The organism is Clostridia bacterium, assembly GCA_014360065.1.
Taxonomy (GTDB): domain Bacteria; phylum Bacillota; class DSM-521; order Neomoorellales; family JACIYF01; genus JACIYF01.
This window is the reverse complement of the sequence record JACIYF010000041.1, coordinates 1-22,623: the sequence shown is the minus strand read 5'-3', so window position 1 is coordinate 22,623 and position 22,623 is coordinate 1. Positions and strand designations below refer to the sequence as shown.

General features: G+C 57.1%; 24 protein-coding genes. 6 read left to right on the top strand and 18 right to left on the bottom strand.

Features of this window, described 5'->3' with window-relative positions; translation table 11 throughout:
* The first annotated feature begins 118 nt into the window (after nucleotides 1–118).
* Nucleotides 119–355 carry a hypothetical protein gene (locus H5U02_07830; protein MBC7342346.1) on the top strand — a complete coding sequence of 79 codons (237 nt, stop codon included), beginning with the start codon at nucleotides 119–121 and terminating at the stop codon, nucleotides 353–355.
* A 111-nt stretch (nucleotides 356–466) separates the two neighbouring features.
* On the opposite strand, the gene H5U02_07825 is transcribed toward H5U02_07830, so the two are convergent.
* From H5U02_07825 to yabG, 3 genes are all read right to left on the bottom strand, one after another.
* Nucleotides 467–982 (bottom strand): PIN domain-containing protein, encoded by a 516-nt coding sequence (locus H5U02_07825; protein MBC7342345.1) that lies wholly within the window; start codon nucleotides 980–982, stop codon nucleotides 467–469.
* The gene (locus H5U02_07820) at nucleotides 954–2,054 is read right to left on the bottom strand and encodes a helix-turn-helix domain-containing protein (GenBank protein MBC7342344.1); all 1,101 of its coding nucleotides are present in this window, start codon (nucleotides 2,052–2,054) and stop codon (nucleotides 954–956) included. The genes H5U02_07825 and H5U02_07820 overlap by 29 nt, the downstream gene beginning before the upstream one ends.
* Nucleotides 2,055–2,616: 562 nt before the next feature.
* On the bottom strand, nucleotides 2,617–3,528 hold the full coding sequence (gene yabG, locus H5U02_07815; protein ID MBC7342343.1) for a sporulation peptidase YabG: 912 nt from the start codon (nucleotides 3,526–3,528) through the stop codon (nucleotides 2,617–2,619).
* Nucleotides 3,529–3,833: 305 nt separating this feature from the next.
* Between yabG and H5U02_07810 the strand changes: the two genes are divergently transcribed.
* The gene (locus tag H5U02_07810; GenBank protein MBC7342342.1) at nucleotides 3,834–4,640 is read left to right on the top strand and encodes a cell wall hydrolase; all 807 of its coding nucleotides are present in this window, start codon (nucleotides 3,834–3,836) and stop codon (nucleotides 4,638–4,640) included.
* Between the two features lie 133 nt (nucleotides 4,641–4,773).
* Here H5U02_07810 and H5U02_07805 read toward each other — a convergent pair whose 3' ends face one another.
* Together H5U02_07805 and H5U02_07800 are read right to left on the bottom strand one after the other, a co-directional pair.
* Nucleotides 4,774–5,190 (bottom strand): PIN domain-containing protein, encoded by a 417-nt coding sequence (locus H5U02_07805; protein MBC7342341.1) that lies wholly within the window; start codon nucleotides 5,188–5,190, stop codon nucleotides 4,774–4,776.
* A complete protein-coding gene (locus H5U02_07800; protein MBC7342340.1) occupies nucleotides 5,177–5,434 on the bottom strand; it encodes a hypothetical protein in 258 nt (85 codons plus the stop codon). The genes H5U02_07805 and H5U02_07800 overlap by 14 nt, the downstream gene beginning before the upstream one ends.
* A 199-nt stretch (nucleotides 5,435–5,633) precedes the next feature.
* On the opposite strand from H5U02_07800, the gene H5U02_07795 reads away from it, so the two are divergent.
* Entirely contained in the window at nucleotides 5,634–6,197 is a 564-nt protein-coding gene (locus H5U02_07795) for a Uma2 family endonuclease (protein ID MBC7342339.1), read from the top strand.
* Nucleotides 6,198–6,308: 111 nt separating this feature from the next.
* Here the strand turns inward: H5U02_07795 and H5U02_07790 are convergent, their stop codons facing one another.
* From H5U02_07790 to metG, 6 genes are all read right to left on the bottom strand, one after another.
* Nucleotides 6,309–6,782, bottom strand: a complete 474-nt coding sequence (locus H5U02_07790; GenBank protein ID MBC7342338.1) for a ribonuclease H-like YkuK family protein — start codon at nucleotides 6,780–6,782, stop codon at nucleotides 6,309–6,311.
* Nucleotides 6,783–6,786: 4 nt separating this feature from the next.
* Nucleotides 6,787–7,755, bottom strand: coding sequence for a 16S rRNA (adenine(1518)-N(6)/adenine(1519)-N(6))-dimethyltransferase (locus H5U02_07785; protein ID MBC7342337.1), 969 nt, complete (start codon nucleotides 7,753–7,755; stop codon nucleotides 6,787–6,789).
* 332 nt (nucleotides 7,756–8,087) lie between these two features.
* Nucleotides 8,088–9,068, bottom strand: coding sequence for a G5 domain-containing protein (locus H5U02_07780; protein MBC7342336.1), 981 nt, complete (start codon nucleotides 9,066–9,068; stop codon nucleotides 8,088–8,090).
* 201 nt (nucleotides 9,069–9,269) lie between these two features.
* Complete coding sequence (locus tag H5U02_07775) at nucleotides 9,270–10,013, bottom strand: 3D domain-containing protein (GenBank protein ID MBC7342335.1); 744 nt, start codon at nucleotides 10,011–10,013, stop codon at nucleotides 9,270–9,272.
* A gap of 210 nt (nucleotides 10,014–10,223) precedes the next feature.
* Nucleotides 10,224–11,117, bottom strand: a complete 894-nt coding sequence (locus tag H5U02_07770; GenBank protein MBC7342334.1) for a TatD family hydrolase — start codon at nucleotides 11,115–11,117, stop codon at nucleotides 10,224–10,226.
* 7 nt (nucleotides 11,118–11,124) lie between these two features.
* The gene (gene metG, locus H5U02_07765; protein MBC7342333.1) at nucleotides 11,125–13,206 is read right to left on the bottom strand and encodes a methionine--tRNA ligase; all 2,082 of its coding nucleotides are present in this window, start codon (nucleotides 13,204–13,206) and stop codon (nucleotides 11,125–11,127) included.
* A 165-nt stretch (nucleotides 13,207–13,371) separates the two neighbouring features.
* Here metG and H5U02_07760 point away from each other — a divergent pair, with 165 nt between their 5' ends.
* The gene (locus tag H5U02_07760) at nucleotides 13,372–13,623 is read left to right on the top strand and encodes an AbrB/MazE/SpoVT family DNA-binding domain-containing protein (protein ID MBC7342332.1); all 252 of its coding nucleotides are present in this window, start codon (nucleotides 13,372–13,374) and stop codon (nucleotides 13,621–13,623) included.
* A 43-nt stretch (nucleotides 13,624–13,666) separates the two neighbouring features.
* Here the strand turns inward: H5U02_07760 and rsmI are convergent, their stop codons facing one another.
* The 6 genes from rsmI to H5U02_07730 form a co-directional block, all read right to left on the bottom strand.
* On the bottom strand, nucleotides 13,667–14,572 hold the full coding sequence (gene rsmI / locus H5U02_07755) for a 16S rRNA (cytidine(1402)-2'-O)-methyltransferase (GenBank protein MBC7342331.1): 906 nt from the start codon (nucleotides 14,570–14,572) through the stop codon (nucleotides 13,667–13,669).
* A gap of 64 nt (nucleotides 14,573–14,636) precedes the next feature.
* Nucleotides 14,637–14,924: a DUF972 family protein gene (locus H5U02_07750; GenBank protein ID MBC7342330.1), complete on the bottom strand. Its 288-nt coding sequence runs from the start codon at nucleotides 14,922–14,924 to the stop codon at nucleotides 14,637–14,639.
* 299 nt (nucleotides 14,925–15,223) lie between these two features.
* The gene (locus H5U02_07745; protein ID MBC7342329.1) at nucleotides 15,224–16,024 is read right to left on the bottom strand and encodes a stage 0 sporulation family protein; all 801 of its coding nucleotides are present in this window, start codon (nucleotides 16,022–16,024) and stop codon (nucleotides 15,224–15,226) included.
* Nucleotide 16,025: 1 nt separating this feature from the next.
* Nucleotides 16,026–17,147 carry a DNA polymerase III subunit delta' gene (locus tag H5U02_07740; GenBank protein MBC7342328.1) on the bottom strand — a complete coding sequence of 374 codons (1,122 nt, stop codon included), beginning with the start codon at nucleotides 17,145–17,147 and terminating at the stop codon, nucleotides 16,026–16,028.
* A 32-nt stretch (nucleotides 17,148–17,179) separates the two neighbouring features.
* Nucleotides 17,180–17,851, bottom strand: a complete 672-nt coding sequence (locus tag H5U02_07735) for a dTMP kinase (protein ID MBC7342327.1) — start codon at nucleotides 17,849–17,851, stop codon at nucleotides 17,180–17,182.
* Between the two features lie 114 nt (nucleotides 17,852–17,965).
* A complete protein-coding gene (locus H5U02_07730; protein ID MBC7342326.1) occupies nucleotides 17,966–19,507 on the bottom strand; it encodes an arginine decarboxylase in 1,542 nt (513 codons plus the stop codon).
* Nucleotides 19,508–19,590: 83 nt separating this feature from the next.
* On the opposite strand from H5U02_07730, the gene H5U02_07725 reads away from it, so the two are divergent.
* Nucleotides 19,591–19,881: a hypothetical protein gene (locus H5U02_07725; protein MBC7342325.1), complete on the top strand. Its 291-nt coding sequence runs from the start codon at nucleotides 19,591–19,593 to the stop codon at nucleotides 19,879–19,881.
* A 130-nt stretch (nucleotides 19,882–20,011) separates the two neighbouring features.
* On the opposite strand, the gene H5U02_07720 is transcribed toward H5U02_07725, so the two are convergent.
* A complete protein-coding gene (locus tag H5U02_07720; GenBank protein MBC7342324.1) occupies nucleotides 20,012–20,797 on the bottom strand; it encodes a polysaccharide deacetylase family protein in 786 nt (261 codons plus the stop codon).
* A 139-nt stretch (nucleotides 20,798–20,936) separates the two neighbouring features.
* Here H5U02_07720 and H5U02_07715 point away from each other — a divergent pair.
* The coding region (locus H5U02_07715) for a hydantoinase/oxoprolinase family protein (protein MBC7342323.1) at nucleotides 20,937–22,623 on the top strand (1,687 nt) is incomplete at its 3' end.

Here is a 22,623-nt window from a genome sequence, read left to right as displayed (position 1 = left end):
GCGACTGCGAGATGGGAAACCGGAGAGAGGAAAGCGGAGGAAGATTAGGGATACAGTACCGGCGGGTAGCCGAGGGTAAAGCAAGTTAACCAAGCTACTGGTGGAAGGGGGTTTTAGGATGAGCAGAATTACCGAGCTACAACGAGAAAGAGAGACGTTGGTGCATCAGTGGGTACGAGCCCGGGAGGATGAGAAGCACGATATCCTGCTTAAGGTCCTGGATATTGACGAGCAACTGGAAATAGCTCGCAAGCAGGCCGAAGAAGAGCACCTTAAGCGCCAACAGCTGCTTGCTGCTAGCCGTCGCTCGGGCCAATCCGCGGCTAAGCAGGAAGCTGAACGCAAGGCGGTCTAAGCCTAGGGACCGAGCCCAGCAGTGCGGTCCCGACATCAACTGCAGCTTTGGCTGCATGGACATGGCACCTTTGGCACCCCAAAACATAGCTTTCAACCGGCTAAGTGCAAACTAGCCGGTTGTTTTTATGTCTTGCCGCCCCCAAAGCCGCAACCGCTTTTGACACTCTGCTTCTGGCAGGCGACTCCCAGATTGAATCATCCGTGTTAGTCCTAGGACCAGGCGTTTCGGTTCAACCACTCTTACTAGCTCATCAAGCAACCACAAGCTACCCTTTACTGTTATCTTTTTCTTTTCCGCAGCCCTTCGGAGAGCCCTGTCGTTTGTAATGAGGTCAAACCCTGAGTCTTCAGCTGCTACCAAAACAAAAAGGTCATTAGTAGAAAGCTTACGATACTGCTGTGCTTCCCGGAGCTGAAGAACTTTCTTGACCTGGTTGGGTGCGAACGCATATATTTCAAGTCCCAGAGCGAGGAGTCTTTTTCCTTCAGGCACAATCAGCTCTTCTAATGCCACATCCGGTACCAGAAAACGAAAGGGCAAGCTGAGAGCAGCCTCAATTAAATCGCCAAAGTGGAGATCAATCCAGATGTTGGCATCAGTTATATAAGTCGGTCGTTGGCTCACCGTATTCCTCCATCATCTGGTAACGGAATTCCTCCATAGACTTACCTAGCAGTTCAGCGGCCCGGGAAGACGAAATCAGGCCTTCTGCCACCGCTCGCAGGGCCAGTCTTTCCATCCGCTTGGGCTCCTCAGGTGGTAGCTGTTTCCCTGGCTCCCGCTTATGCCATCCTTGGCGACGAAAATCCTGGAAAAGATATCGGGCACGCTCCGGGGAAATAATGTTTAAGTCGCGGGCTCTTGCTATCCAACCTTGCATGCTCAACCCGTACTTGTGTTTGAGCAGGTAAAGTTCCCGGTAGCCAAGACTCTGGCGTCTTCTTCCCAGTTCCTGGTAGACCGCCTGGGCCGGCACCAGGAAGGCACCGGCAAACCGGTGCGCTATCGCCTCGCCTGCCGGATTACCCGGTTCCGGGAAAAGTAAGTGGGCTAGTTCGTGAGCTAAATTAAATCGCTGGCGGTCTCCCGGCAAGTCTTTCTTTACAGCAATCACTGGGACTCCGTCCGCCCAAAAGGCGCATGCGTCGAAGTGAGGAAACCCCTCTACCAGCCCTACGCGGATACCCCTGTCCTCCAGAAGTTCCATCAGGTTCTGGATAGGGTCTAGGCCAAGATCCCACTCCTGGCGAACAGTTACAGCCGCTTCCTCCATTTCGTCCAAGGATTCGGCTCTAGTAGAACCGACTGCGGGACGGTCAAACTTCACTTGTGCTGAAGCTAGATACTCCAGCTCCAGGTATCGTTCCAACCACTCTTGGATGCGGGCAGAGACTGCTTCTAGTTCTTTTTTTTTAAGCCTCGCTCGCTTCCGGTAAGCTGGAATCAAAGCAAATAGGGGCTCCGGGCGGAAAAAGAATTCAGGCTTCACTCCTAGAGCTCGGGCCAACCGCAACAATACTGGCGAGCTAGGGATATCCAGCCCCCGCTCGTATTTGGAGATGGCCTGAGCACTTACTGCAGCTTTGTCCGCTAAGTTCCGTAGGCTGAGTCCAGCTAGTTTTCGACCCAACCGAATTCGATCGCCAATTTGCACAGCCACGCTAATCACCCCCTTTATACCATTACTAGTACCCATCAGTTTACATTTTACCCTCAAAGATAATACTTGTAAACCGGCAATTAGAACCTCGGTAGGGCCTCCTATGCCGCCAGTAGGTACAAGGACCATCCTTATGCCGGCCATGCGAAATAGCCACAAAGATGCTGGTTTTCCTTGAGAGGTTGTCCAGGATAGCCGTAAATTGTACATAATGCGGTACTGTCTGGAAATCGCACTACTAGTGCTTGGGGATTTATCTGAGCTTCGAGGCCCTAAAGCCAATGGTCAGCATTGCCGCTATATGCGAACCCCGGCCCGAGAACCGGCCTATCTATGGCTTCCTTTTCCAGAATTATAACGCAGCTTACCGGCATCTAAAAAAGTTTTGCCAGCGAATTAACCAACCCCAGTTTGCCGGCGCGCTTGCAGCCCCCATCTCTGCCGCTTCGACCCCTACCGGGGCGGGCTCTGCCCCGCCCCACCACTCAGCTTGACTGGCCCTAAGGCCCGCCCCACCACTAGGCTTTGGCCCGCCGATCGGGCACACCAGGTCTGAGCCAAAGGCCCTGGGACCAATCGCAAAACCGGAAAAGCTTGCTTAGACCGCCTGGGAATAGGGGGGTTTCCGTCCCGGGTAGGCATGGCGCATGCGCCCGCGGGTATCCACGCCCCCGATGCCCTCTGAACCAGTAATGGTATTGGTAATCACATCTCGAGCTGAAAGCTTGGCATAAATGGAGGTATAGGCCAGCTTTTCCACCAAGAAAACCGGGTCGTAAGCATGGATCAGCACCCGCCCTGGGGAGCTAGCAAAATTGGCTCCGGCCTCTATTATAGCCTCATAAAAGGACTGGCAGGCTCCAGCGAAGATTACCAATTCATCCAAGCTCGGACAAAGCGAGCGAGCCGCCTGTACGGCCTCGATGAAGTGGCGGGAACTCCGGTAGCTATCGAGCCGGTTGCGATCAGCCGAGCCCTTGCGCAACAAGGCATCGTGTCCGGTCAGCACCAAGATATCAGGGCGATACTGGCGTAGCAGTTCGGGAAGGCGCCGGGCCTGTTCCCCCTCTGGCACCGGCACCCCGTAAGCTACTACTTCCAGCTGGGAGTAGGTCTGCAAGCATTTTTGCAAGTATTCTTCATCCCCGTCCAAGTGCAGCACCCTGCCAGTCACGTGGTAATGACTTTCTCCATCATCCTCCTCCGCCGAGCCGCTGTGGACCGACGAGCTGGATGCGCAAGCGCAAGCCTCCTGCTCCTCAGTGCGCCGGGCCCGGATGCGGCGTAGGCATTCGGCGGTTTTGACGATGGAGGCATGTCGATAGCGCATGATTTCGTCAGGCCGCTTTACCTCCAGGTCATCCACCGGCGCATCGGCAAGCAGGCGCACATCCAAGCCCTTAAGGATGGCCACCGGGCCTCCTTCGCTTCTCTGGATATCCTTGACTCGGAAGAAAACGTCATGGCGGTAGGATTTTCTCCCTACCACATCCCCCACTTTCACAGCTATATTTGTCAACTCCGCCCTCTCCTTCCGGCCATGGCCGATGTATGTAAGCCCCAACTAGGTGGGAATTATCCTTTGCTCTCAGCATATGAGGAGCTTGCGGCGAAGGTGCAGGCGAGCCTCAGGTAGAGGGGAAAAGGCTACCAACCAAGGAAAACTTTTAATAATGACTCAGGTTGTCTGTAAGCGATATAATAAGCCTACCAGTTATGGCCAGACAACTTAACCAATGCTTAAAGATGGGGGAATGTACGGGAAGAAAACTGGACAAGCATTAACCTAACCATTATAAGGGGAAGGAGGCCATCATGTTTACTAACAGGACGGCACGTCAAAAATACATTTACGCTGTGGTTTTAGCTACGGTAATGGTACTAGCCTTTGCCGGGGTAGCCCAAGCCGCCACCTATTACGTCCAACCTGGTGACACCCTCTACCTGATTGGCTTGCGCTACGGCCTTTCACCCTGGCAAATGATGCAGAACAATGGCCTTACCACAACTACCATCTATCCTGGCCAAAAGCTTTGGGTTCCCGATGGCGACGGTGGCTTTACATACACCGTACAGCCGGGAGATACCCTCTTCCTTCTGGGGCAGCGCTTCGGAGTTTCCTACCAGTCCATCATGAGCGCCAATGGGCTTAGCAGCGATTACCTCCTGCCGGGCACAGTGCTTTGGATCCCTACTGGACAAGCTGCTTCCCCGGGCGCCGCGGCCAACAGCTCGGCGACCGCCACCGCTTCCCGAGGGGGCTCCAACTACCGCGAAGATCTAGACCTCTTGGCCCACTTGGTCTATGCCGAGGCTCGAGGCGAGCCCTACGCAGGGCAGGTAGCGGTAGCAGCAGTAGTACTGAACCGAGTAAGAGATCCCCGTTTCCCGAAAACGGTACGGGATGTCATCTTTGAGCCTTGGGCTTTTACCTGCGTCTACGATGGCCAGTTCTTCTTAACCCCCAACGCCACCGCCTACGCCGCCGCCCGAGACGCTTTGGCAGGATGGGATCCCACCGGTGGAGCCCTTTACTACTGGAATCCGGCCTACGCCAACAGCAGCTGGGTCTGGTCCCGGCCGGTAATAACCACCATCGGCAGCCACGTCTTCGCCATATAGCAGCTGAGGCTACCGCAACTATCATGGCCAACCCTTTAATTCCGGGTTGGCCATAATTTATCCAGCAATGCTTCGGCCAGTTTCATCCTCCCACCTCCAGGCCATGGTTAAAGTAACGCCTTGACGCCTATAGTTAAGGCACAACCTCAAACCCCATCTGACGGAAATGATTATCAAAGGCAAAAGCTTTATGGCAGTTCAGTCTCTGCATAACTGCGAAACTGGTACAATCCGTATAGCTAAAATCCTTGTCACCATACTTTTGCGCTATTTCCCAGGCTTTTGCTTCATCCGCTTCCCTTACCTGCACCAGTTTAAGGACCTTGCTCGCTTTTAATGATTGCCCTATCATTACAGCCACATCATGATTCCGGCAAAAGTAGGTATATACTTCGTCGAAAATAAAGTTGGTAGTTACAGGGATAAGCTTTTTGGCACGGAGATTATCAGGAGTAAAAAACCGGACCGCATCCCCATGGTGCGCATCACCCTGATCATAAAGGGCGATCCAGGCCGAAGTATCGATGAAAAGAAGCTCACTTGTCCTCATGATGCCGCCGGTAAATATAACTATCATGATTTACCGAACCGTCGCTGCGTCCGGTAGAAATATGTTTCTGACCCAGTTGAAAGATGGGATCCCCAGGGTCGATCACTTCCTGTTGCTTTTGTTCTTTAGCTATCAATTGCCGCACCACTTCAGCCATGCTGATATTATAGCTGGCAGCGCGTTCCTTTAAAAATTGGTACTGTTCTGCGTCCAGATAAAGTTGGGTGCGATACTTGTATTCCATGCCAATATCACCTCGGTACTTACGTACTTACAGCATACAGCATTACAGCACGGGTGTCAAGAGGGCATACCCCAAATCGAGTAGCAGGAGGAACGCCCCTTAATCCCTTGCTTGATTTCCAGCCCTCGAGTAAAATTAGGGTAAATAAGGGAAAGCTCGGCAGGAACAAGAGAATTTAGGGGAATGGAGGTGAAGGACAATGAGCATTGCTCGGGCGGAAGTGGCGGTGGGCAAAACACGGTATACTTATGATGATTACTGCCGCCTGCCGGAGCAGTCTCCTTATCAACTAATTGGGGGCAAACTGGTAATGACACCTTCACCAACACCCTACCACCAGATGGTATCCATGAAATTAGAGCTGAAGATGGCAGGTTTTGTTTTGGACAAAGAGCTTGGTATCGTTTTGGACGCACCCATCGATGTATATCTAGGAGAAGAGGAAACTTACCAGCCGGACATAATTTTTATATCCAACGAAAGGCTGGCCATCATCGAGGAGACACGTATCAATGGCGCCCCGGACCTGGTGGTGGAGATTCTCTCTCCCAATACTGGTTACTACGACCTGCGGAGCAAGTACAAGGTTTATGAAAAGAAGGGTGTCAGTGAGTACTGGATTGTTGATCCCCAGCACAAATCAGTACAAGTTTTTTGCCTGCGGGATGGGAAGTTCATCCTAGATCAGGAGGCTGAGGAGCAGGGGACGGTAACGTCGCGGGTGATAGCCGGCCTGGCAGTTCAGATAGAGAGTATCTTTTGACCTGCCGTGCCGCCACATTTACAGCCTATAGCAAGACAAACCCCATGCCGCGGACCTAGGCATGGGGCTTGTGCTGTCGGAACGCCACAGTGGCCAACTACCGGGCCGGAGCTAGCGAGTGTGCTTGTCGGCCACGTTGCTGGCGCCACAGGATTCGGGCTTAATCTTGGCTCCAAACCCGCTCCCGGCCACCATGCCTACCACCTCGCGGATCAAATCCCGGCTTTCCCCATTGGGACCTACATCCAGGTGAATCTCCACGTCCAGCTCGGCATGACCGTTGGCAGCCAACTTCTGGGCCACCTGGTCGGCCACCTCCAGGCTCAGCGCCGTCTCGAAGAAGATCCGCTGCCGCAGGCTGCTCATGCGCCGGTGGGTTTTCCTCCGATAATAATAACGTGCACCTTTGCCGATGCGGTGCACGATGATGGCGGTTACGAAGCAGGTATCTCCAGTCCGCGTTTGGGAGTCCGACCCAATAATAACCTTGTATTTCGCCCGGGGATCCTCATCGATGAAAGCTATGGCATCCTGGTACACCTCATCCAGCGTTAGCCGACCTTTAGTAGGACTGAAGAAATACATGCTTTCACCCCCGATCGTTTAACTGTTTTTGGGACTCCCTACTTATAACTTGGGCCAGCCGGGCAAACTCATCTAAGCTTAAGGTTTCGCCCCGGCGCTCAGCATCAACCTCCGCCCTGGCTAAAAACTCTAAAACCTGTTCTTTAGTCAAGGCAGCATGGCCTCTTGCTTCCAATCTCAAGCCTTCCAGGGCATTGGCCAAGGTCTTACGCCTCCGCCCAAAGGCCGCCTGAACCACCCGAAAGAATAACTCTCGCTCGGAAACCTCAAGTTCCAGCCGCGGTTTGATCGAAAGCCTTACCACCGCTGAACCTACCTCGGGACGGGGCCAAAATACCGTCGGCCTTACCCTAAACAACAGTTCAGGTTGACTATAAAACTGGACCGCCACGCTTAGAGCTCCGTAGTCCGGAGTGCCCGGAGCCGCCACCAGCCTCTCGGCCACTTCTTCCTGCACCATCAACACCAGAAGCTCTGCTCCGGGACACCGTTCCAGCAAGCGGATGACCAGCGGCGTAGTAATGTAATAAGGGAGGTTGGCCACTACCTTGTAATCCTTGGAGCCCGCCTCCGCCTTGGGCTCAGGCTCTCCCTGGGGCTTGACCTCTTCCTGCCGACCACCAGCTTCTAGGCCAACTGCTAGCCCCGGCCTCGTACCGTGAGCGCGGACCAGGGATTCCAGGTCCAGCTTTAAAGCATCGCCCTGGATAACCTTCACGTTATCAAAATTACAAAGAGCTTCCTGGAGCGCCGGTATCAGCCTCCGGTCTAACTCCACGGCAATAACCTTTTTGGCCTTAGCGGCTAGGGCCTGAGTCATGCTACCAAGGCCGGGGCCGATCTCTAAAACCACATTTTCGGGGCCTACCTCGGCTTCCCTCACTATGCGGCGAATGATGTTGCCATCGAACAGGAAGTGCTGTCCCAGGCTGCGCCGGGGATAAATACCATATTTTGCTGCTAGCTGCCGCATCTCGGAAAGGTCCAAATAATTCCCTTCCTAAGCCAATAGCCCCAAAAAAGGCTCAAATATAAACGAAACCGGCTCAATCCATGATTATTATACCCCCCAAGGCTTAAAGGGGCAAGATGGACTGAAGCCGGCCTGCCCGGCCAATCGGACCTCATGTCCGTGGCTGGCTCCAGGCGTCCTACCCTCCGGCGCGCTTCCACATAGCTTAGCTAAGGTGGCTTAGTTGTTCGGTCTAATTTCGCTTGCGGACCAGCGGGCCGGCACCAGCGTATCCTCTTACTCATGTACCCCTACTGTGCAGCCTGCCGTTATACCTTGCTTGGACTCAGGGGTTAGCGCAGAATGTAAACCCGTACCCGGCGGATCCCCCAGGCTTGCGCCTCGGCCTCGCTTTCAAAGAAAACATCGATGCGAGCTCCTTGAATCGCGCTACCCACATCTTGAGCTACCCCAAACCCGTAACCTTCCACGTAGAGGCGGGTGCCAAGGGGAATGAGGCGGGGATCTACAGCTATGGTGCCGCGCCGGGCTCTAGCCCCGGTGCAGGTATAAATCCCGGTGGCTGGGGAGTAAGCAGTGGAAATGACATCGATTACCCGATCGAACGTAAACCTGGTCCCGCCCCGGGAAGCCACCTGCAGGGTGCCATAGGCTACAATTTGATTGGTAGGGTTTTGGGCCACGCTAGTATCTACCAGTTCCCGCTTCACTTCTTTGCCGTTATGATAAGTAACCCGATAGATTCGTACTTCTTTACCTTCTCGACCCTTCTGAATTACTTTTTCAATGCCACGAAACATATCGGGGTCGCCCCGCCTAACCACGGCAAAGGGAATGGGTCGCTCTTCTCTGATGGTTTTCTGGCTTACCCGGGTGATCCTGACCGTAGTCCCTGGAGCCAAGGGTGACTCGGGACCCGGCTCTACTACATCAGCCGGCCCTAGAGCTACCTGGGCATGGCTCAAGAGCCAAGCCACATCGCTACCCGGCCGCACCTGATAGACCTTGGCCTGGTCGCCGTTGACCAGCTTGACCGAGAAGCTGCGATGGACCTGGATATGTAAGCCATCTTTTAGGGGCGCGCTCAGGGCGGGCTCGACTACATCCAATTCCCCCAAGGTTATCTGCTGTTCGCGCACCAGCTGGCCTACCGTCTGGGCCCTGGTATTTACCTCCCATTGCCTACCATCACAAGTCAAAGTAACCGTCTTGGTAAGCCACGCGTTTACAGAGATGATGGCAGCTGCCGTAAGCAAAATAATCACCGCCCGGGCTAGCCACCACCCGGTTTTTCTCTCCTTCTCCGAAGCCATGGGTCACCTCCTATATGTCTGGTTCTGTTAATTCGCTATGAAGTTCAAGATTCCTTTGGCACAAAATGGCAGATAACCTAGAATGCCCTAAGAAGTTGTCGGGGACAGTTCGACAGCCGCCGACTCAGACTCCGCGCTCACCGCCCCAAGTTCGGAGCGGGGCCACTTCCGGACCAGCAGTCCGGCTGAAAGGTACTAGCTTTAAGGTAGGGGCCGCAGGATACAGACCTGCACCGATCTTCGCCCCCAGATTACCGCCTTTTGCTCACTATCCATAAATAAGTCTATGCGCCGGCCCTTGATCAGGCCACCGGTATCTAGTGCTTGTCCTAAGCCATAGCCTTCCACATAAAGCCAGGTCCCCAACGGGATTACCCGGGGATCGACGGCAATAACTCCTGGGCAGGGCCAGACGCCAGCTGCCGTCCGGTTACCGGTATGGGTATAAGCGGTAGCCTCCATGGACAGCTTTCGAACCACTAAAGGCTGGATGTCCGCCCATTCCACCTTAGCCCGCAATTCTCTAAGGGCCAAGGTGGAGTAAGTTCGGCCACCGGCATGCCGGGAGCTGGGGTGACCGGCCCGGCCTTGAGAGCCTGAGGTCAATCTAGAGTTCTTAGCCCTAGGTTGGGCGGATACGCCCGGCCCGGCCGATGGCAGCTGGACCTGGGTCTGCACCTGCGTCTGGGCCTGAACCTGAGCCTGGATCTGAGTTTGGTTCTGGGCCCGGTGCTTGGCCCATACCTCAAGCGACCATGGCTGAGGCCCAGGCCAAGGCGCCTGCTCTTGAATTCCCGGCCGGACCCGGCCCGCCTGGTTTACCAACCATGGCAGGCTCGCCTGCCTGGAGGTCAGCGTCGCCCCCAAGACCAGCCAGCATCCCACCAGGATCAGAAAAGCCGCCTTTAAGGGGCGGCCCGATACAGCCAATGCTGGAATTATCATTTTTCCCTCCCCCTCACCGGCGAACCATAGCACCGGTTCAGGGAAGATTATTGCCAATTTATGGATTGTTTATACCCGGCAGATTTAGCCCCTGGCGCCGCAAGCTAAAATTTAGGCGAGCCGCCCGGAGGCACAATGGCCACCTCTTCCCGCAACAGAGCCGCCTTAAGCCATTCCCTCGCCACCTGGCTGCCTTGGCGGTGCAGGGCTTCAATCGCGGCGAACAAACTCAGCTAAGGGCAGGCGGAATAGGCGGCAGGCGTTGGCGCTGGTGGCCCGGGCCAGCTCCTCTAGCGGCAGCCCCCGGATTTGGGCCAGCATGTTTGCAGTGTAGCGGACATAGGCCGGTTCGTTGCGCCGGCCCCGACGAGGTTCGGGGGCCAAGTAGGGGCAATCGGTCTCTACCATGATCCGGTCTAGCGGCAGCCAGGCAGCTACCTCCCGCAGGACGTGGGCGCTCTTAAAGGTAAGGTTCCCGGCAAAGGAAATGTAGAAGCCCAGGTCCAGCACTGCCCTGGCTACCTGGTCATCTCCAGAAAAGCAGTGCATTACCCCGCCTACCTCCTCCGCCTTTTCTTCCTTCAGGATCTTTAGAGTATCCTCATGGGCATCGCGGCTGTGCACGATGATGGGCTTGCCAGCCCGGCGAGCCATCCGAATCTGGCGGCGGAATACTTCCCGCTGCACCACCGGCAGAGACAGCTCATAATAGTAGTCCAGGCCGATCTCCCCCACCGCCACCACCTCAGGCCGCGCAAGCATGGCGCTGATCTTTCTAAGTCCAGCCTCGGAAGCGCTTTGGGCATCGTGAGGATGGTAGCCCACCGCAGCATAGACGGCCGGAAGGCAAGGAGTACCTGCTTGCTCAGCACTTAGGGCGGCAGCACTTGGCTCGCCGGTGCCTAGACCAGTACCCAGGCCGGCAGCAACCCGGCCGGCAGTTCGCTTCCTAGCCAGCTCAGCTGCCGCCCGGCTGGTTTCCTCATCATTGCCCACGGTAATAACCGCCCCTACTCCCGCCGCCCAAGCCCGCTCCAGCACCGCCTCCATCTCCGGAGCCAGGGCTTCGTCGGTCAAGTGAGCATGGACATCCACAAGTTTCATTTCCAAGTCATCTCACCTTGGCCCCGCTGGCCAGATTCCGCTCGGGGGTTACCAAGCTTAAGCCGTCATCGCCTACCGCCGCCAGGATCATCCCCTGGGAGGTTATACCCCGCAGGGTAGCGGGCTTGAGGTTGGCCACCACCACTACCTTTTTCCCCACCAATTCTTCTGGCCGGTAATACTGGGCAATACCGGCTACCACGGTGCGTTCCTCATCGCCGATCCGGACCCTGAGCTTGAGCAGGCGGTCGGTCTTTTCCACCTTTTCTGCCGCCAGCACCTCGGCCACCCGCAAATCCAGGCGGGCGAATTCCTCAATAGAAATTAGCTCGGTTTCTGGTTCAGTCACGCGGGCTGCCTCCTTCTTCTCCAGTTGCTCCTTATGCTCCTTGTGTCTTTTTCCCTCTTTTGGTGCTGTCTGTCGGAGTTGATTCTTTGCTCCTTGCTCCTCCGCTACTGCCGCGTCCCCTTGCTCCCCGATGCGGGGAAAGACCGCTTCTCCGCGGTGGACTCGGGTTCCGGGGGGAAGGGCTCCCCAGCGCTGGATGCTTTCCCAGCTGGCCAGCTCCGGCGACCCCTCGATCCCCAGCTGAGGCCAGACCCGGTCCGGCATAGCCGGCATAAAGGGCGAAGCCAAGACAGTAACCACCCGAATGGTCTCAGCCAGATTGTACAGCACCCGGTTGAGGCGCTGGCGGGCCCAAGCAGCATCCTCCGTGCCGGCTGCTGCACCATTGTCCGCACCTTTCCCCGTGGCGCCAGCCGCGCTACCCCCGGCGCCAGCCCTCTTGGCCAGGCTCCAGGGGGCCATATCTTCAATATATTTGTTGGCCCGGGCCACCAGCTTCCAGATGGCCGCCAAAGCGGCGGCAAACTCGTACCGATCCAGAGCGACATCTACGGCCTGGGGCAGCGATTGGGCCAGCTCCCTTAGTTCCCGGTCAGCTTCCTCCTCCGGCCCCGGCTCCGGTACCACTCCGCCGGCGAAGCGCTCGATCATAGCTAGGCTCCGGCTGATCAGATTCCCCAGGTCGTTGGCCAGATCGGTATTGGTGCGCCGGACCAGGGCCTCCTCCGAATAAACTCCATCCTCACCGTAGGGCATCTCCCGCAGCAAAAAGTAGCGGATGGCGTCTACCCCGTACTTGTCGATCAGCACCATGGGATCAACCACGTTGCCTTTAGTTTTTGACATCTTCCCCCCCTCAACTAAAAGCCAACCGTGGCCGAATACTTCCTTAGGGGGTTCAATGCCAGCGGCCATGAGAATGATGGGCCAGATGACGGTGTGAAAGCGGACGATATCCTTGCCCACCAGGTGATGGGCCTCGGGCCAGAATTTCTCGAACTTGGGGTCACCGCTGCCGTAGCCCAGCGCAGAAATGTAGTTGGTTAAGGCGTCAATCCAAACATAGATGACGTGCTTGGGATCCGTGGGTACCGGGATGCCCCAGTCAAAGGTGGTGCGGGAAACGCATAGGTCTTCTAGGCCCGACTTGATGAAGCTCACCATCTCATTGCGCCGGGATTCGGGCTGGATGAAATGGGGGTGATCCTCAATATACTGGAGCAGCCGATCAGCATACCGGCTCAGGCGGAAGAAGTAACTCTCTTCCTTGATCCATTCCACCGGTATGCCATGGTCAGGGCAGAGGCCGCCTTCAAATTCTTTGACCTGAGTAGGAGTATAAAAAGCTTCGCACTGGGCGCAATACCAACCTTCGTACTCGGATTTATAAATGTCTCCCTGGTCATAGATTTTCTGAAAGATCTGTTGCACCACTCGGATGTGGCGTTCCTCGGTGGTGCGGATAAAATCGTCGTAAGAGATCAGCAATTTTTGCCAGAGCTGTTTAAAAGTGGCTACGATTCGATCAACATATTCTTGGGGGGTAGTTCCTTGCTCCCGAGCCTTGCGCTCAATCTTAAGGCCGTGCTCGTCGGAGCCAGTGAGGAAAAAAACGTCGTATCCTTGCATCCGTTTCCAGCGGGCCAAGGTGTCAGCCATGGTGGTGGTAAGAGCATGGCCGATATGCAAACGGTCGCTAGGATAGTAAATGGGGGTGGTCACGTAATAAGCCTTACTCATACTAAGCCTCCTCGAGCAACAGTTGTTTCTATGTTAACGCCAAATTGTTGACCTGAAAAGTAATTAAAACGATCCAAAAGGTTATTTTATTCGTTGACTTTAAATGGTATTCCTGGTATTATCTAGCTAAGCATATTGTCGAATCTTGGAGAAGGAGAGGAGAAAATGATCAAATCCACCGGCATCGTGCGCAAGGTAGACGAACTAGGTCGAGTCGTAATCCCCATTGAGCTCCGGCGTACGCTAGGCATAGATCAGAAAGATGCCCTAGAGATCTACGTCGACCAAGAGCGCATCATCCTCAAGAAGTACGAACCCGCCTGCGTATTTTGCGGCAATGCGGAAAACGTCCACGTTTTTAAGGGCAAAAACGTGTGCGAGAGTTGCCTGCAGGCCATGGCTCAAGAAGCCGTATAAATTCGCAGCGCCAACCAACTACCCACGAGCCAAGATTCGGCTGCTACCCCTCCTCAGACCCACCCTGAAGAGGGGTTTTCTCTATCAGGCCCCGGTAAATGGTGCGGCGGGACAGGCGGTATTTTTGGGCGCTGGCCTTGGCCGCCTGGGCAAGGGAGTACCCCTCTTCCGCCATGGCTTGGGCTTCCCTCAGGGCCTGGGCCAGGACTGAGGGGGATTCCTTGCTCCGGTCCTTTTCGGCCTCGGCCGGGTCAGCCCGGCCCACGATAACGGTTATCTCACCCCGGGGCTCATGTTCCAAAAAGTGCCGGTAGACCTCCTCGGCGCTTCCTCGCACCACCTCTTCAAACGCTTTAGTTATCTCCCGCGCCACCGCCACTGGCCGGGACGGCCAGCACTGGCTCAGATCTTTCAAAGTCTCCACCAAGCGGTGGGGAGCTTCATAGAAAACCGCCGTCCACTGAATGCTGGCCAGTTCTTGTAGAAGCTTGCGCCGCTCCTTGTTGGTGCGGGGCCAAAAGCCAAAAAAGGTAAAGGGTTGCGGTGGAAGGCCTGATACCACCAGGGCCGAAGTTAAAGCGGAAGGGCCGGGTATTACAGCCAAATGCAAGCCCTCGGCCACCGCCTGGGCCACCAGCTCCCGCCCCGGATCGGATATGGCTGGCATGCCCGCATCGGATACCACCGCTACCTTTTGGCCGGACCGCACCCGCAAAAGTAGCTCCTTTAGCTTTCCTTGCCCGCTATGCTCGTGGTAGCTGGTCACCGGGGTGTGGATGTTGAAATGGCTCAAGAGCTTCTTGGTACGCCTGGTATCCTCGCAGGCAATTAGGTCCGCCTCTTCCAAGATGCGAAGGCCCCTCAAGGTCATGTCCTCCAAGTTGCCGATGGGCGTGCCCACTAAGAACAGGGTGCCCTCACCCGCTGGCCTCTTCTTCGCCCCTACCATCAACCTGCCCCCGTTTCCGCCGTAACTACTCTGGCTGAACCTCAGTCCTTCCCTGGCTCTGCCATCAACCTGCCCCTTGCCTGGGGTGGTGAAGGAAATTCAGGCAAAATAGGCAGTCTTCCTGGCCGGCTCGGGGCCGGGCAAAATGGGCGGGGCAGACATGGAAGCCTTCCCGATAAAGTTGCTCCAAGTGCGCCTTGGCCTCGCCTGCACCCTGGAGGACATATAATTCTTCCCGCAGCCGGTCATTTTGTTCCTCTAGCGCCCGGGCCCGGGCTTTCATCTCTCGAACTTGCTCCAACGCCGCCGTCAGAATCTCCTCTAGATTGGCCAAGCTCTGGCTCAACTTCACCGGCCCCTACCTCCTGCAAAAAACATATATTCCCAGCTGGGGCGCTGTTCCTCCGCTCCGTAATCCTGCGCGGAGCCACCTAAAGCTCCGGCTCAGGCTGCGGCGCCCAGCACTCAGCTTTATACCGGGTCATACCGGCAACACCTACTTGCACCTGCGCTGCCTCTACGAGAACCCGCACGCAATTTGTAGTTGAGTGCTGGGTCGGCTTAATGTCGCTTCCGGACCAGCGCCCCAGCATCCCCTACGTGCTTTTTTCATGCCTGGTTGTGGAGCTAGCTGCATGAGGCACTCCTCACTCAGATCCGACGGACTTCCGAGAGGGGAAACTCAAAAGCTGCCTTGAGCTCATCTAATTCCACCGTGACCGTTTTCTTGATGACGTTGTAGTTGACCACCTTGCCCCGGCCCTGGGGGGTCATCACCGGCTTCCCCTGGGGCGGATACGAGCTACGGCAGGCCTCGTAGAAATCGTTCTCATACTTGAGGCAACACATCAGCCGTCCGCACAGCCCCGAAATCTTGCCCGGGTTGAGGGACAGCTGCTGATCCTTGGCCATGCGGATGGAGACGGGGGCAAACTCCCCCAAAAACGCACAGCAGCAAAGCTCCCGGCCACAGCAACCTATGCCTCCCAAGATCTTGGCCTCATCCCGCACTCCGATTTGCCGCATCTCGATCCGGGTGCGAAAAGTGGCAGCTAAATCCCGCACCAGCTCCCGGAAGTCGATGCGCCCCTCAGCGGTAAAGAAAAAGGTAAGCTTGGAAAAATCAAAGGCGTATTCCACCCCTACTATCTTCATAGGTAGCCCCCGCTCATCAGCTTTATTTTGGGCCACCGCAAAGGCGCGCTGCTCCCGCTGTTCCTTTTCCCGCAAGCGCTGCTGGTCTTGGCGCGTGGCTTTCCGGACTACCTTTTTTAACGGTTGTACGATCTCTTCTTCGGGCACTTCTTTCGGCCCTACCACCACCACCCCATACTCGACGCCCCGGGTGGTCTCGACGATCACCTGGTCACCGGTGCGCAGTCGGTGCTGGTTAGGATCGAAATAGTATATCTTACCGGCTTTCTTAAACCGGACGCCAACCACTTGAACCATCTCATCCCCCCTCCAAGTGCAGCTTGAATGGTCTCTGGGCAGCAAGCTGCAGTAACCGTAGAAACATAACCTCTAAAGTCAGGCGTTTATTGGCTGAGCGATTCAGGGCTTGGATGGCTTCCCCCACTACCTTAAACCCCTGACGGGCCCAGCCCGAATCCTGCCTGGATTTTTCCCTGGCCACAATCTCTCGGTACCACCAATTGGATAATAGGTTTAACAACTCGTCCAGGTCCTCGCGCTCCGACCATTGCTCAGCTCTCCGCAGCGCTTGGGCCCACCCGGATGCATCCAGCCTATTTCCGGCTTTAGCTCGTTTAGCCTTAGGGTCCCCAGCTTGGGCCGCTTTCTCCAGATCCCGGACCCAGGCATCTAACTCCCGGGCTCGTTCCCCAGCCGCCGGATCATGGGCCAGAGCCAGCGCCCGACCCAGGCTCCCCCCGCCGATAGCCGCTAGCTGCTTGGCCTGGCTAGGCTCTAGGCCGTGGCTTGTTAGCGCCTGCTCTACCACCTCGCCCGCCAGCGGGCGAAAATAGATGGGCTGGCACCGGGAGACGATCGTGGGCAAAAGCAGGTGCGCTTGGCTTGATATTAATATGAATACGCTTCCTGCCGGCGGTTCCTCCAGGGTCTTGAGCAGGCTGTTGCCCGCCTCTGGAGTCAAGCATTCGGCTTGGGCAATTAGGGCCACCTTGTACGGCCCTTGCACCATCTTCATGGCTATCTGCCCTTGCAGCTCTTTCACTTGCGCCAGGCGGAGGCTGGCGCCCTGGGGCCGCACCACCGTGACGTCGGGATGGTTACCATCTTCCACCTGGCGGCACGCCGGGCAAAACCCGCAGGCATCGGTTGAGCCATGGGCTGCAAGGTCGTGGAGCGGTACGCCATGGGCCGGCATGCCACGGGCCGTAAGGTCATGGGCCGGCAGGTTATTCGCCGGCAGCCTACGGGCTCCTAGCTGTCTACATTCCAGCGACTGGATAAAGGCCCAGGCGGTAGTCTCCTTGCCTACTCCTTGCGGTCCATAAAACAAGTAGGCATGAGCCACCTTGGATTCAGCCAAGGCCCGCTCAAGCTGCCGCACTGCTCTTTCCTGCCCTAGGATCTCCGAAAGCTTAATCATAATTTCGTCCTCAGCCTAGATCTTCCGCGAAACTATATTCTTTCATTCTCCAGCCATTGGGTCACTATCTCGCCCATGCGCCTAAACACCGCATCGGGGTCGAGATCGGCAGCGATCACCCGGAAGCGCTCCGGTTCTAGCCGGGCCAGCTCCAAGAAGCCCTGGCGCACCCGGCGGTAAAATTCCAGCCCCTCCTTCTCCAGGCGGTCCCGGAGGCCGAAAAACCACCGGTCCGTCCCCGCCTGAACCCGGTTGCCCACCCGGGCCAGAGCTGCCTCCGGATCTAGGTCGAGCAGCAAGGTTAGATCCGGAACTAGATCCCCGGTGGCGGCGCGATTGAGGGTGCGGATCAATTCCAGATCCAACCCCCGCCCGTATCCTTGGTAAGCCAGGCTGGAATCGACAAACCGGTCGGCTACCACCAACTGCCCCCTCTGGAGGGCAGGGAGGATGACCTCCTGCACGTGCTGGGCCCGAGCCGCCTGGTAAAGAAAGAGCTCCGCCGGCGCAGCTATGTGGCCGGAATTGCAGTCAAGCAAAAGGCGACGGATCCTCTCCCCCACTTCGGTGCCGCCCGGCTCCCTGGTGAGGAGAGCATCATGCCCTCGCTGCCGGAGGAAATCCACCAGCTTCCGGCCCTGGGTACTCTTTCCGGTCCCGTCAATACCTTCTATAGTAATTAGTCGACCTGCGCCGCGTGCCACTTGCTCTCCGATCTCCTCCGAAGAAACATATATTTCCAGCTGGGGCGCTGTTCCTCCGCTCCGTAATCCTGCGCGGAGCCACCTAAAGCTCCGGCTCAGGCTGCGGCGGGCCGTTTATCTGTCCCAAACTAAAATGCTCTTCAGGCTGGGGTCGCTGGCTCCTTGAAAATAGAGCTTTCGGCCCCGAAGCTCCTTAATCCAGGCTATCACTTCTTGGTCGATTACCTCTCCCGGGCATAATAGCGGCACCCCGGGCGGGTAAGGGCAAACCATCTCCGCTGCTACCAAGCCCTGGGCCTCTGCCAGCGGCACCGCCCGCGCTTCTGGGGACGACTTTAGTTTCAAGTAGGCCTGGCGGGGGCTAAGGGCTACCTGCGGTCGCGGCCAGGGCGCTGACCAAGGGAAACCCTGGCCACTAGATGACCTAGCCTGGCTACCTGCTACCCTGGTCTTTCCCGCCCGTTGGCCTATTCGCTCTAAAGCCTGGGCAAGAAGGCTAATCGTCTCCTCGTCATCCCCAGGAGTAACGAGCAGAACCACGCTTTGGGCATCGGCCATTTCTGCCTGGATACCTTCATCTCGGAGAACCGAGGCCAGATCCGGGCCACTCAATCCCCACCCTTGGGCAGCCGAGATCACCAAGCGAGTGGGATCCCATCCCCCTACCCCAGGAATGGTCAACACTTCTTCACCAACCAGCTCCAGGCCCTTAGCTTCGGCCAGCCGAACTAGCCGCCGGCGCACCTCCAAGGCCAAGTCCACCGTCCGGCCCCAGATGCTCTGCCCCTGGGTGGCCATTAGCTCCCGGCAGGCGTCCAAGGAGGCCAACAGCAGATAAGAGGGGCTGCTGGATTGCAGCAAGCGTAGAGCTCCGGCCACCGCCTGCCCCCACTGGTCGTCGCCCAGATGCAAGACTGCGCTTTGGGTCAGGGAAACCAGAGTTTTATGCCAGCTTTGGACTGAGGCTTTGGCCCCGCAGGCCAGGGCTGGCTCTGGCAGGCGCCGGTCCCATATAAAGTGAGACCCGTGGGCTTCATCAGCTACCACGGGCACCCCCGCCCTTTGGGCCTCCTGGATAATTGCTTGGGCTCTTGAGGTTATACCATAGTAGCTGGGATGCACCAGCCATAATAGCCGGGCTGAAGGAGCCTCCCGCAAAGCCCGCCGCGTTTCTTCCACGGTGATCGCCAAGGGAAAACCCAGCCGAGGATGCAATTCTGGCTGCAAGTACACCGGCCGGGCACCGGTTAGCACCAACCCGGCCCAGATAGAGCGGTGAGCATAGCGGGGAACTAAAACCCTATCTTCTGGACCGCACCAGGCCAGCATCAACGCCTGAATGCCCACCGTGGCCCCATTGACCAAAAAGAAGCTCTGCTTCGCGCCAAACGCCTGGGCGGAAAGCCTCTCAGCTTCCGCAATCGCTCCCTTTGGGCAAGCTAAATCATCGAGGCCGGGAACTTCGGTAAGATCGGCTCGCCAAAACTCGCCGGCCAGCGGCCAGGACCGAAGGCCCCCGGACCAGAGGCCCCCAAGGGATCTGCCCCACGACTCCCAGCATCCCCAGGCCCGCCCCTGTTTGTGCCCAGGCGTATGGAAAGGTATATAGCCTTTGTCATTATAAGCTGCCAAGGCTTCAACTATTGGCATCGCCATTAGCGGCTTTCCACCTGTGCCTAGAGGTTCATATCCATGTAATTTTAGCACATGCTGAAAAAAACTACTAGGCGGCTGGCCTCATGAACCGCCGCCCGGGTGGAGAAGTTAAGGGCGAGGTGATAAGAGTGGAGCAGCGCCGGCAGCGAATCCTCCGAGAGCCGGAACTTGACCACCTGGCGCTCTCCCAAAAATATCGGGTGGATGTGCGCCGGATCATCCGGGCCTGGAAAGCAGGAAAGAGCGATGCTGAGATTGCCGCCAAGATCGATATTAGCACCGACCGGCTTGAGCTCTTGCGGGCCGAAATTCTAGAGATCCACCGGCGCCAGCGCCTGGATCAACCTGTTCTCCCCCGCATCCGATCTCGATAGGCTGCGAACCGCCCAAGCTACCTTGCTTTCGGCCCATCCCCGGTATTGCCCGGATCCATCTCCGCCCCCGGCAATGGCGAAGCGGCTGGCTTAGCCCCGCGAGCACGTCGCCCGCCGCCATGGACGAGACCTAGCGGGCGGGCCGCTGTACCCCGTGCACATCCACGTAATAATCGCCAGGCAGAAGCAGCTCTGAGATAGGCACAATCTGATAACCATCGGCCTTAAGCTGTTCAATGATAACCGGCAGGGCCTCGGGAGTGTACTTACCATCATTATGAAAGAGGACAATAGCTCCCGGAGCCGCCTGCCTGAGTACCCGCTGGCTAATCTCGGTCCCGCTCAAATCCCGCCAGTCCAGAGAATCTATGCTCCATTGGATAGGGATGAAGCCCATGCGTTTTACCACTTCAATTACCTGGTTATTGTAATCGCCGAAGGGCGGCCGGAAGAGTTTCGGCTTTTTGCCAGTCACTTCCAAGATGCGGTCATGGTTATCCTGTAGCTCCTTTTGCATCTGGGCTTCGGAAAGGGAAGTGAACTGGGGATGGGTAGCCGAGTGCATACCGATCTCGTGGCCGCGCCGGGCAATTTCCTGGGCCTGGGGAGCATAATCCTTGAGCCAGATGTTGGTGAGGAAGAAAGTGGTCTTGATCTGATAGCGGTCGAGGATGTCCAGGATTTTGGGAGTGCGTTCCGCGCCCCAAGTAGCATCAAAGGAAAAGGCAATTTTCTTTTCATCCGTGCCCACGCTGTAGATGGGCAATTGTCTAATCGTCCCGGCCACCGCTAGGACCAAGTTCTTAGTTGCCAGGGCCAGAGGGCCAAACATTAAGCTCAGGGCTAAAAGCAAAGCCACGAGCAGGGCAACGCCGACCCAAAAAGATCGGCTCTTTTGCCCAGGGACGGAGACCATGGCTACCCACCGCTTGCGCTCCATGGGGCTACCTCCTTTTGGCAGCTACTTCCTCTTCTACGATTGTATGCACTTTCATCCAAGATATGCCCCAAAGAGGGAAGGCTAACCTGGTGGCGAATACTAAAGCTAGCACGGCATGGGAGATAATGTCATTAAAGATGCCATTAAAGAGGTGGGTTTGGTGCTCTTAGGTATCGACGTGGGCGGAACCTATACCGATGGCGCTTTGATCGGAGAAGGCCGGATAATCCGCACCGTTAAGCGCCCAACTGAAGATAATTTGCTCTCAGTGCTGACAGCGGTGCTGGATGAGCTCCTCTCAGGCATGGACCCAGGGGCGCTAGAGCGGATAACCTTTAGCACTACCCTGGTAACCAACCTGATTGCCCAAGGCCATCTGCCCAAAGCAGCTATCCTCCTCCTACCCGGGCCGGGGGTTAATCCCAGCTCCTTTAGCTTCCCCTGGCCGGTTCATGTAGCAGCCGGAGCCATCGATTACCGGGGGCGGGAAATAGTCGCTTTGGAGCAAGAAGAGGTGCTAAAGCACCTGGGACAAATGGTAGCAGCAGGAGTCCAGCGGGTAGCAGTGGCCGGCAAATTTGCCGTCCGTAACTGGGCCCATGAGCTTAAAGTCAGGGACTTGGCCGCCCAGCACTACCCAGAGCTGAAGCTATTCCTGAGCCACGAGCTATGCGGCCAGCTCAACCTGCCCCGCCGGGCGGCAACTACCGCCCTAACTGCGGTAACCCAGGAGGCTTACCAAAGATTTTGGGAGCAGGTGGAGGCGGCGCTGGAGAAAAGGGGTATAGCTGCTCCCGCTTACGTAGTTAAGGCCGATGGCGGCGCCCTGCCGCTGGCTCAAGCCAAGCGCCACCCGGTGGAAACCATCTTTTCCGGACCAGCTTCCAGCGCCTTGGGGGCGCTGGCCCTGGGCCAAGCCGCCTCGGGCTCAGAGCGGCTACCGGGAACCGAGGGCTCCCCATTGACCGCGGTAGTAATCGATATCGGCGGCACTACCACCGACTTGGCCTTAATTCTTAACGGCCAGCCCCTGCTGGCCAGCAAGGGTGCCGCCTTGGCCTGGCCGGGAGCGCCACCAGGTGCAAGCCAGCTCTTTACCCACGTCCGAGCGCTGGCGGTTCGATCTCTCCCCCGGGGAGGAGATTCTCAGGTCAGGCGGGAGGGGGAAGGGCTGGATCTGCACATCGGCCCGGAGCGCCTGGGACCAGCAGCTTGCTTGGGCGGCCCAGCGCCTACCCTCACCGATGCTTTGCGCTACCTGGGAGAGGCCAGCATAGGGGACCGGGACCGGGCTAAGGCCGCCCTAGGCCGCCTGATGCCCGACTCCGGAACCACGCCAGCGGACGGCGATGCTGGAGAGGCCGCCGGCCTCGGCCGCTTAGCCCAGGCGGTGGTGGAGCAATTCGTATTCGATTTAGCTTCGGCGGTAGAAGCCATGTTTCAGGCTTGGCGTGAGGAGCCGGCTTACCGGGTGTGGGAAATCATGCAGGGCCGCACGGCCCGTCCCGATTTGATCATCGGCATCGGGGCGGCAGCCGCCGCCATCGCCCCGCGCCTAGCTCGGAAGCTGGGCTGCCGACACTGGCTTCCGCCTTACTACCAATCCGCCAACGCAGTGGGCGCTGCCCTAGCCCGGCCCACCCTTTACCTCACCTGGCGGGCCGATACCGAACAAAACCGCTACCAGGTAGCCGAAACCGGACAGCAAGGCGAGCTCGAAGAATTGGGAATAAGCTCCGGGACTAGGTTAACCCCGGAGCAAGCCGAAGCAGTAGTCCAGAGGTTATTGATCCAGGAAGCAA

Coding starts and splice junctions, on each gene's coding strand:
- H5U02_07725 (MBC7342325.1), top strand. CDS start 19,591: ATGAACCGCCGCCCGGGTGGAGAAGTTAAGGGCGAGGTGATAAGAGTG.
- H5U02_07760 (MBC7342332.1), top strand. CDS start 13,372: ATGATCAAATCCACCGGCATCGTGCGCAAGGTAGACGAACTAGGTCGA.
- H5U02_07820 (MBC7342344.1), bottom strand. CDS start 2,054: ATGGGTACTAGTAATGGTATAAAGGGGGTGATTAGCGTGGCTGTGCAA.
- H5U02_07780 (MBC7342336.1), bottom strand. CDS start 9,068: ATGGCTTCGGAGAAGGAGAGAAAAACCGGGTGGTGGCTAGCCCGGGCG.
- H5U02_07730 (MBC7342326.1), bottom strand. CDS start 19,507: ATGGCGATGCCAATAGTTGAAGCCTTGGCAGCTTATAATGACAAAGGC.
- H5U02_07770 (MBC7342334.1), bottom strand. CDS start 11,117: ATGAAACTTGTGGATGTCCATGCTCACTTGACCGACGAAGCCCTGGCT.
- H5U02_07795 (MBC7342339.1), top strand. CDS start 5,634: ATGAGCATTGCTCGGGCGGAAGTGGCGGTGGGCAAAACACGGTATACT.
- H5U02_07775 (MBC7342335.1), bottom strand. CDS start 10,013: ATGATAATTCCAGCATTGGCTGTATCGGGCCGCCCCTTAAAGGCGGCT.
- H5U02_07740 (MBC7342328.1), bottom strand. CDS start 17,147: ATGATTAAGCTTTCGGAGATCCTAGGGCAGGAAAGAGCAGTGCGGCAG.
- H5U02_07830 (MBC7342346.1), top strand. CDS start 119: ATGAGCAGAATTACCGAGCTACAACGAGAAAGAGAGACGTTGGTGCAT.
- H5U02_07810 (MBC7342342.1), top strand. CDS start 3,834: ATGTTTACTAACAGGACGGCACGTCAAAAATACATTTACGCTGTGGTT.
- H5U02_07745 (MBC7342329.1), bottom strand. CDS start 16,024: ATGGTTCAAGTGGTTGGCGTCCGGTTTAAGAAAGCCGGTAAGATATAC.
- rsmI (MBC7342331.1), bottom strand. CDS start 14,572: ATGGTAGGGGCGAAGAAGAGGCCAGCGGGTGAGGGCACCCTGTTCTTA.
- metG (MBC7342333.1), bottom strand. CDS start 13,206: ATGAGTAAGGCTTATTACGTGACCACCCCCATTTACTATCCTAGCGAC.
- H5U02_07785 (MBC7342337.1), bottom strand. CDS start 7,755: ATGCGGCAGCTAGCAGCAAAATATGGTATTTATCCCCGGCGCAGCCTG.
- H5U02_07800 (MBC7342340.1), bottom strand. CDS start 5,434: ATGGAATACAAGTATCGCACCCAACTTTATCTGGACGCAGAACAGTAC.
- H5U02_07805 (MBC7342341.1), bottom strand. CDS start 5,190: ATGAGGACAAGTGAGCTTCTTTTCATCGATACTTCGGCCTGGATCGCC.
- H5U02_07720 (MBC7342324.1), bottom strand. CDS start 20,797: ATGGTCTCCGTCCCTGGGCAAAAGAGCCGATCTTTTTGGGTCGGCGTT.
- H5U02_07790 (MBC7342338.1), bottom strand. CDS start 6,782: ATGTATTTCTTCAGTCCTACTAAAGGTCGGCTAACGCTGGATGAGGTG.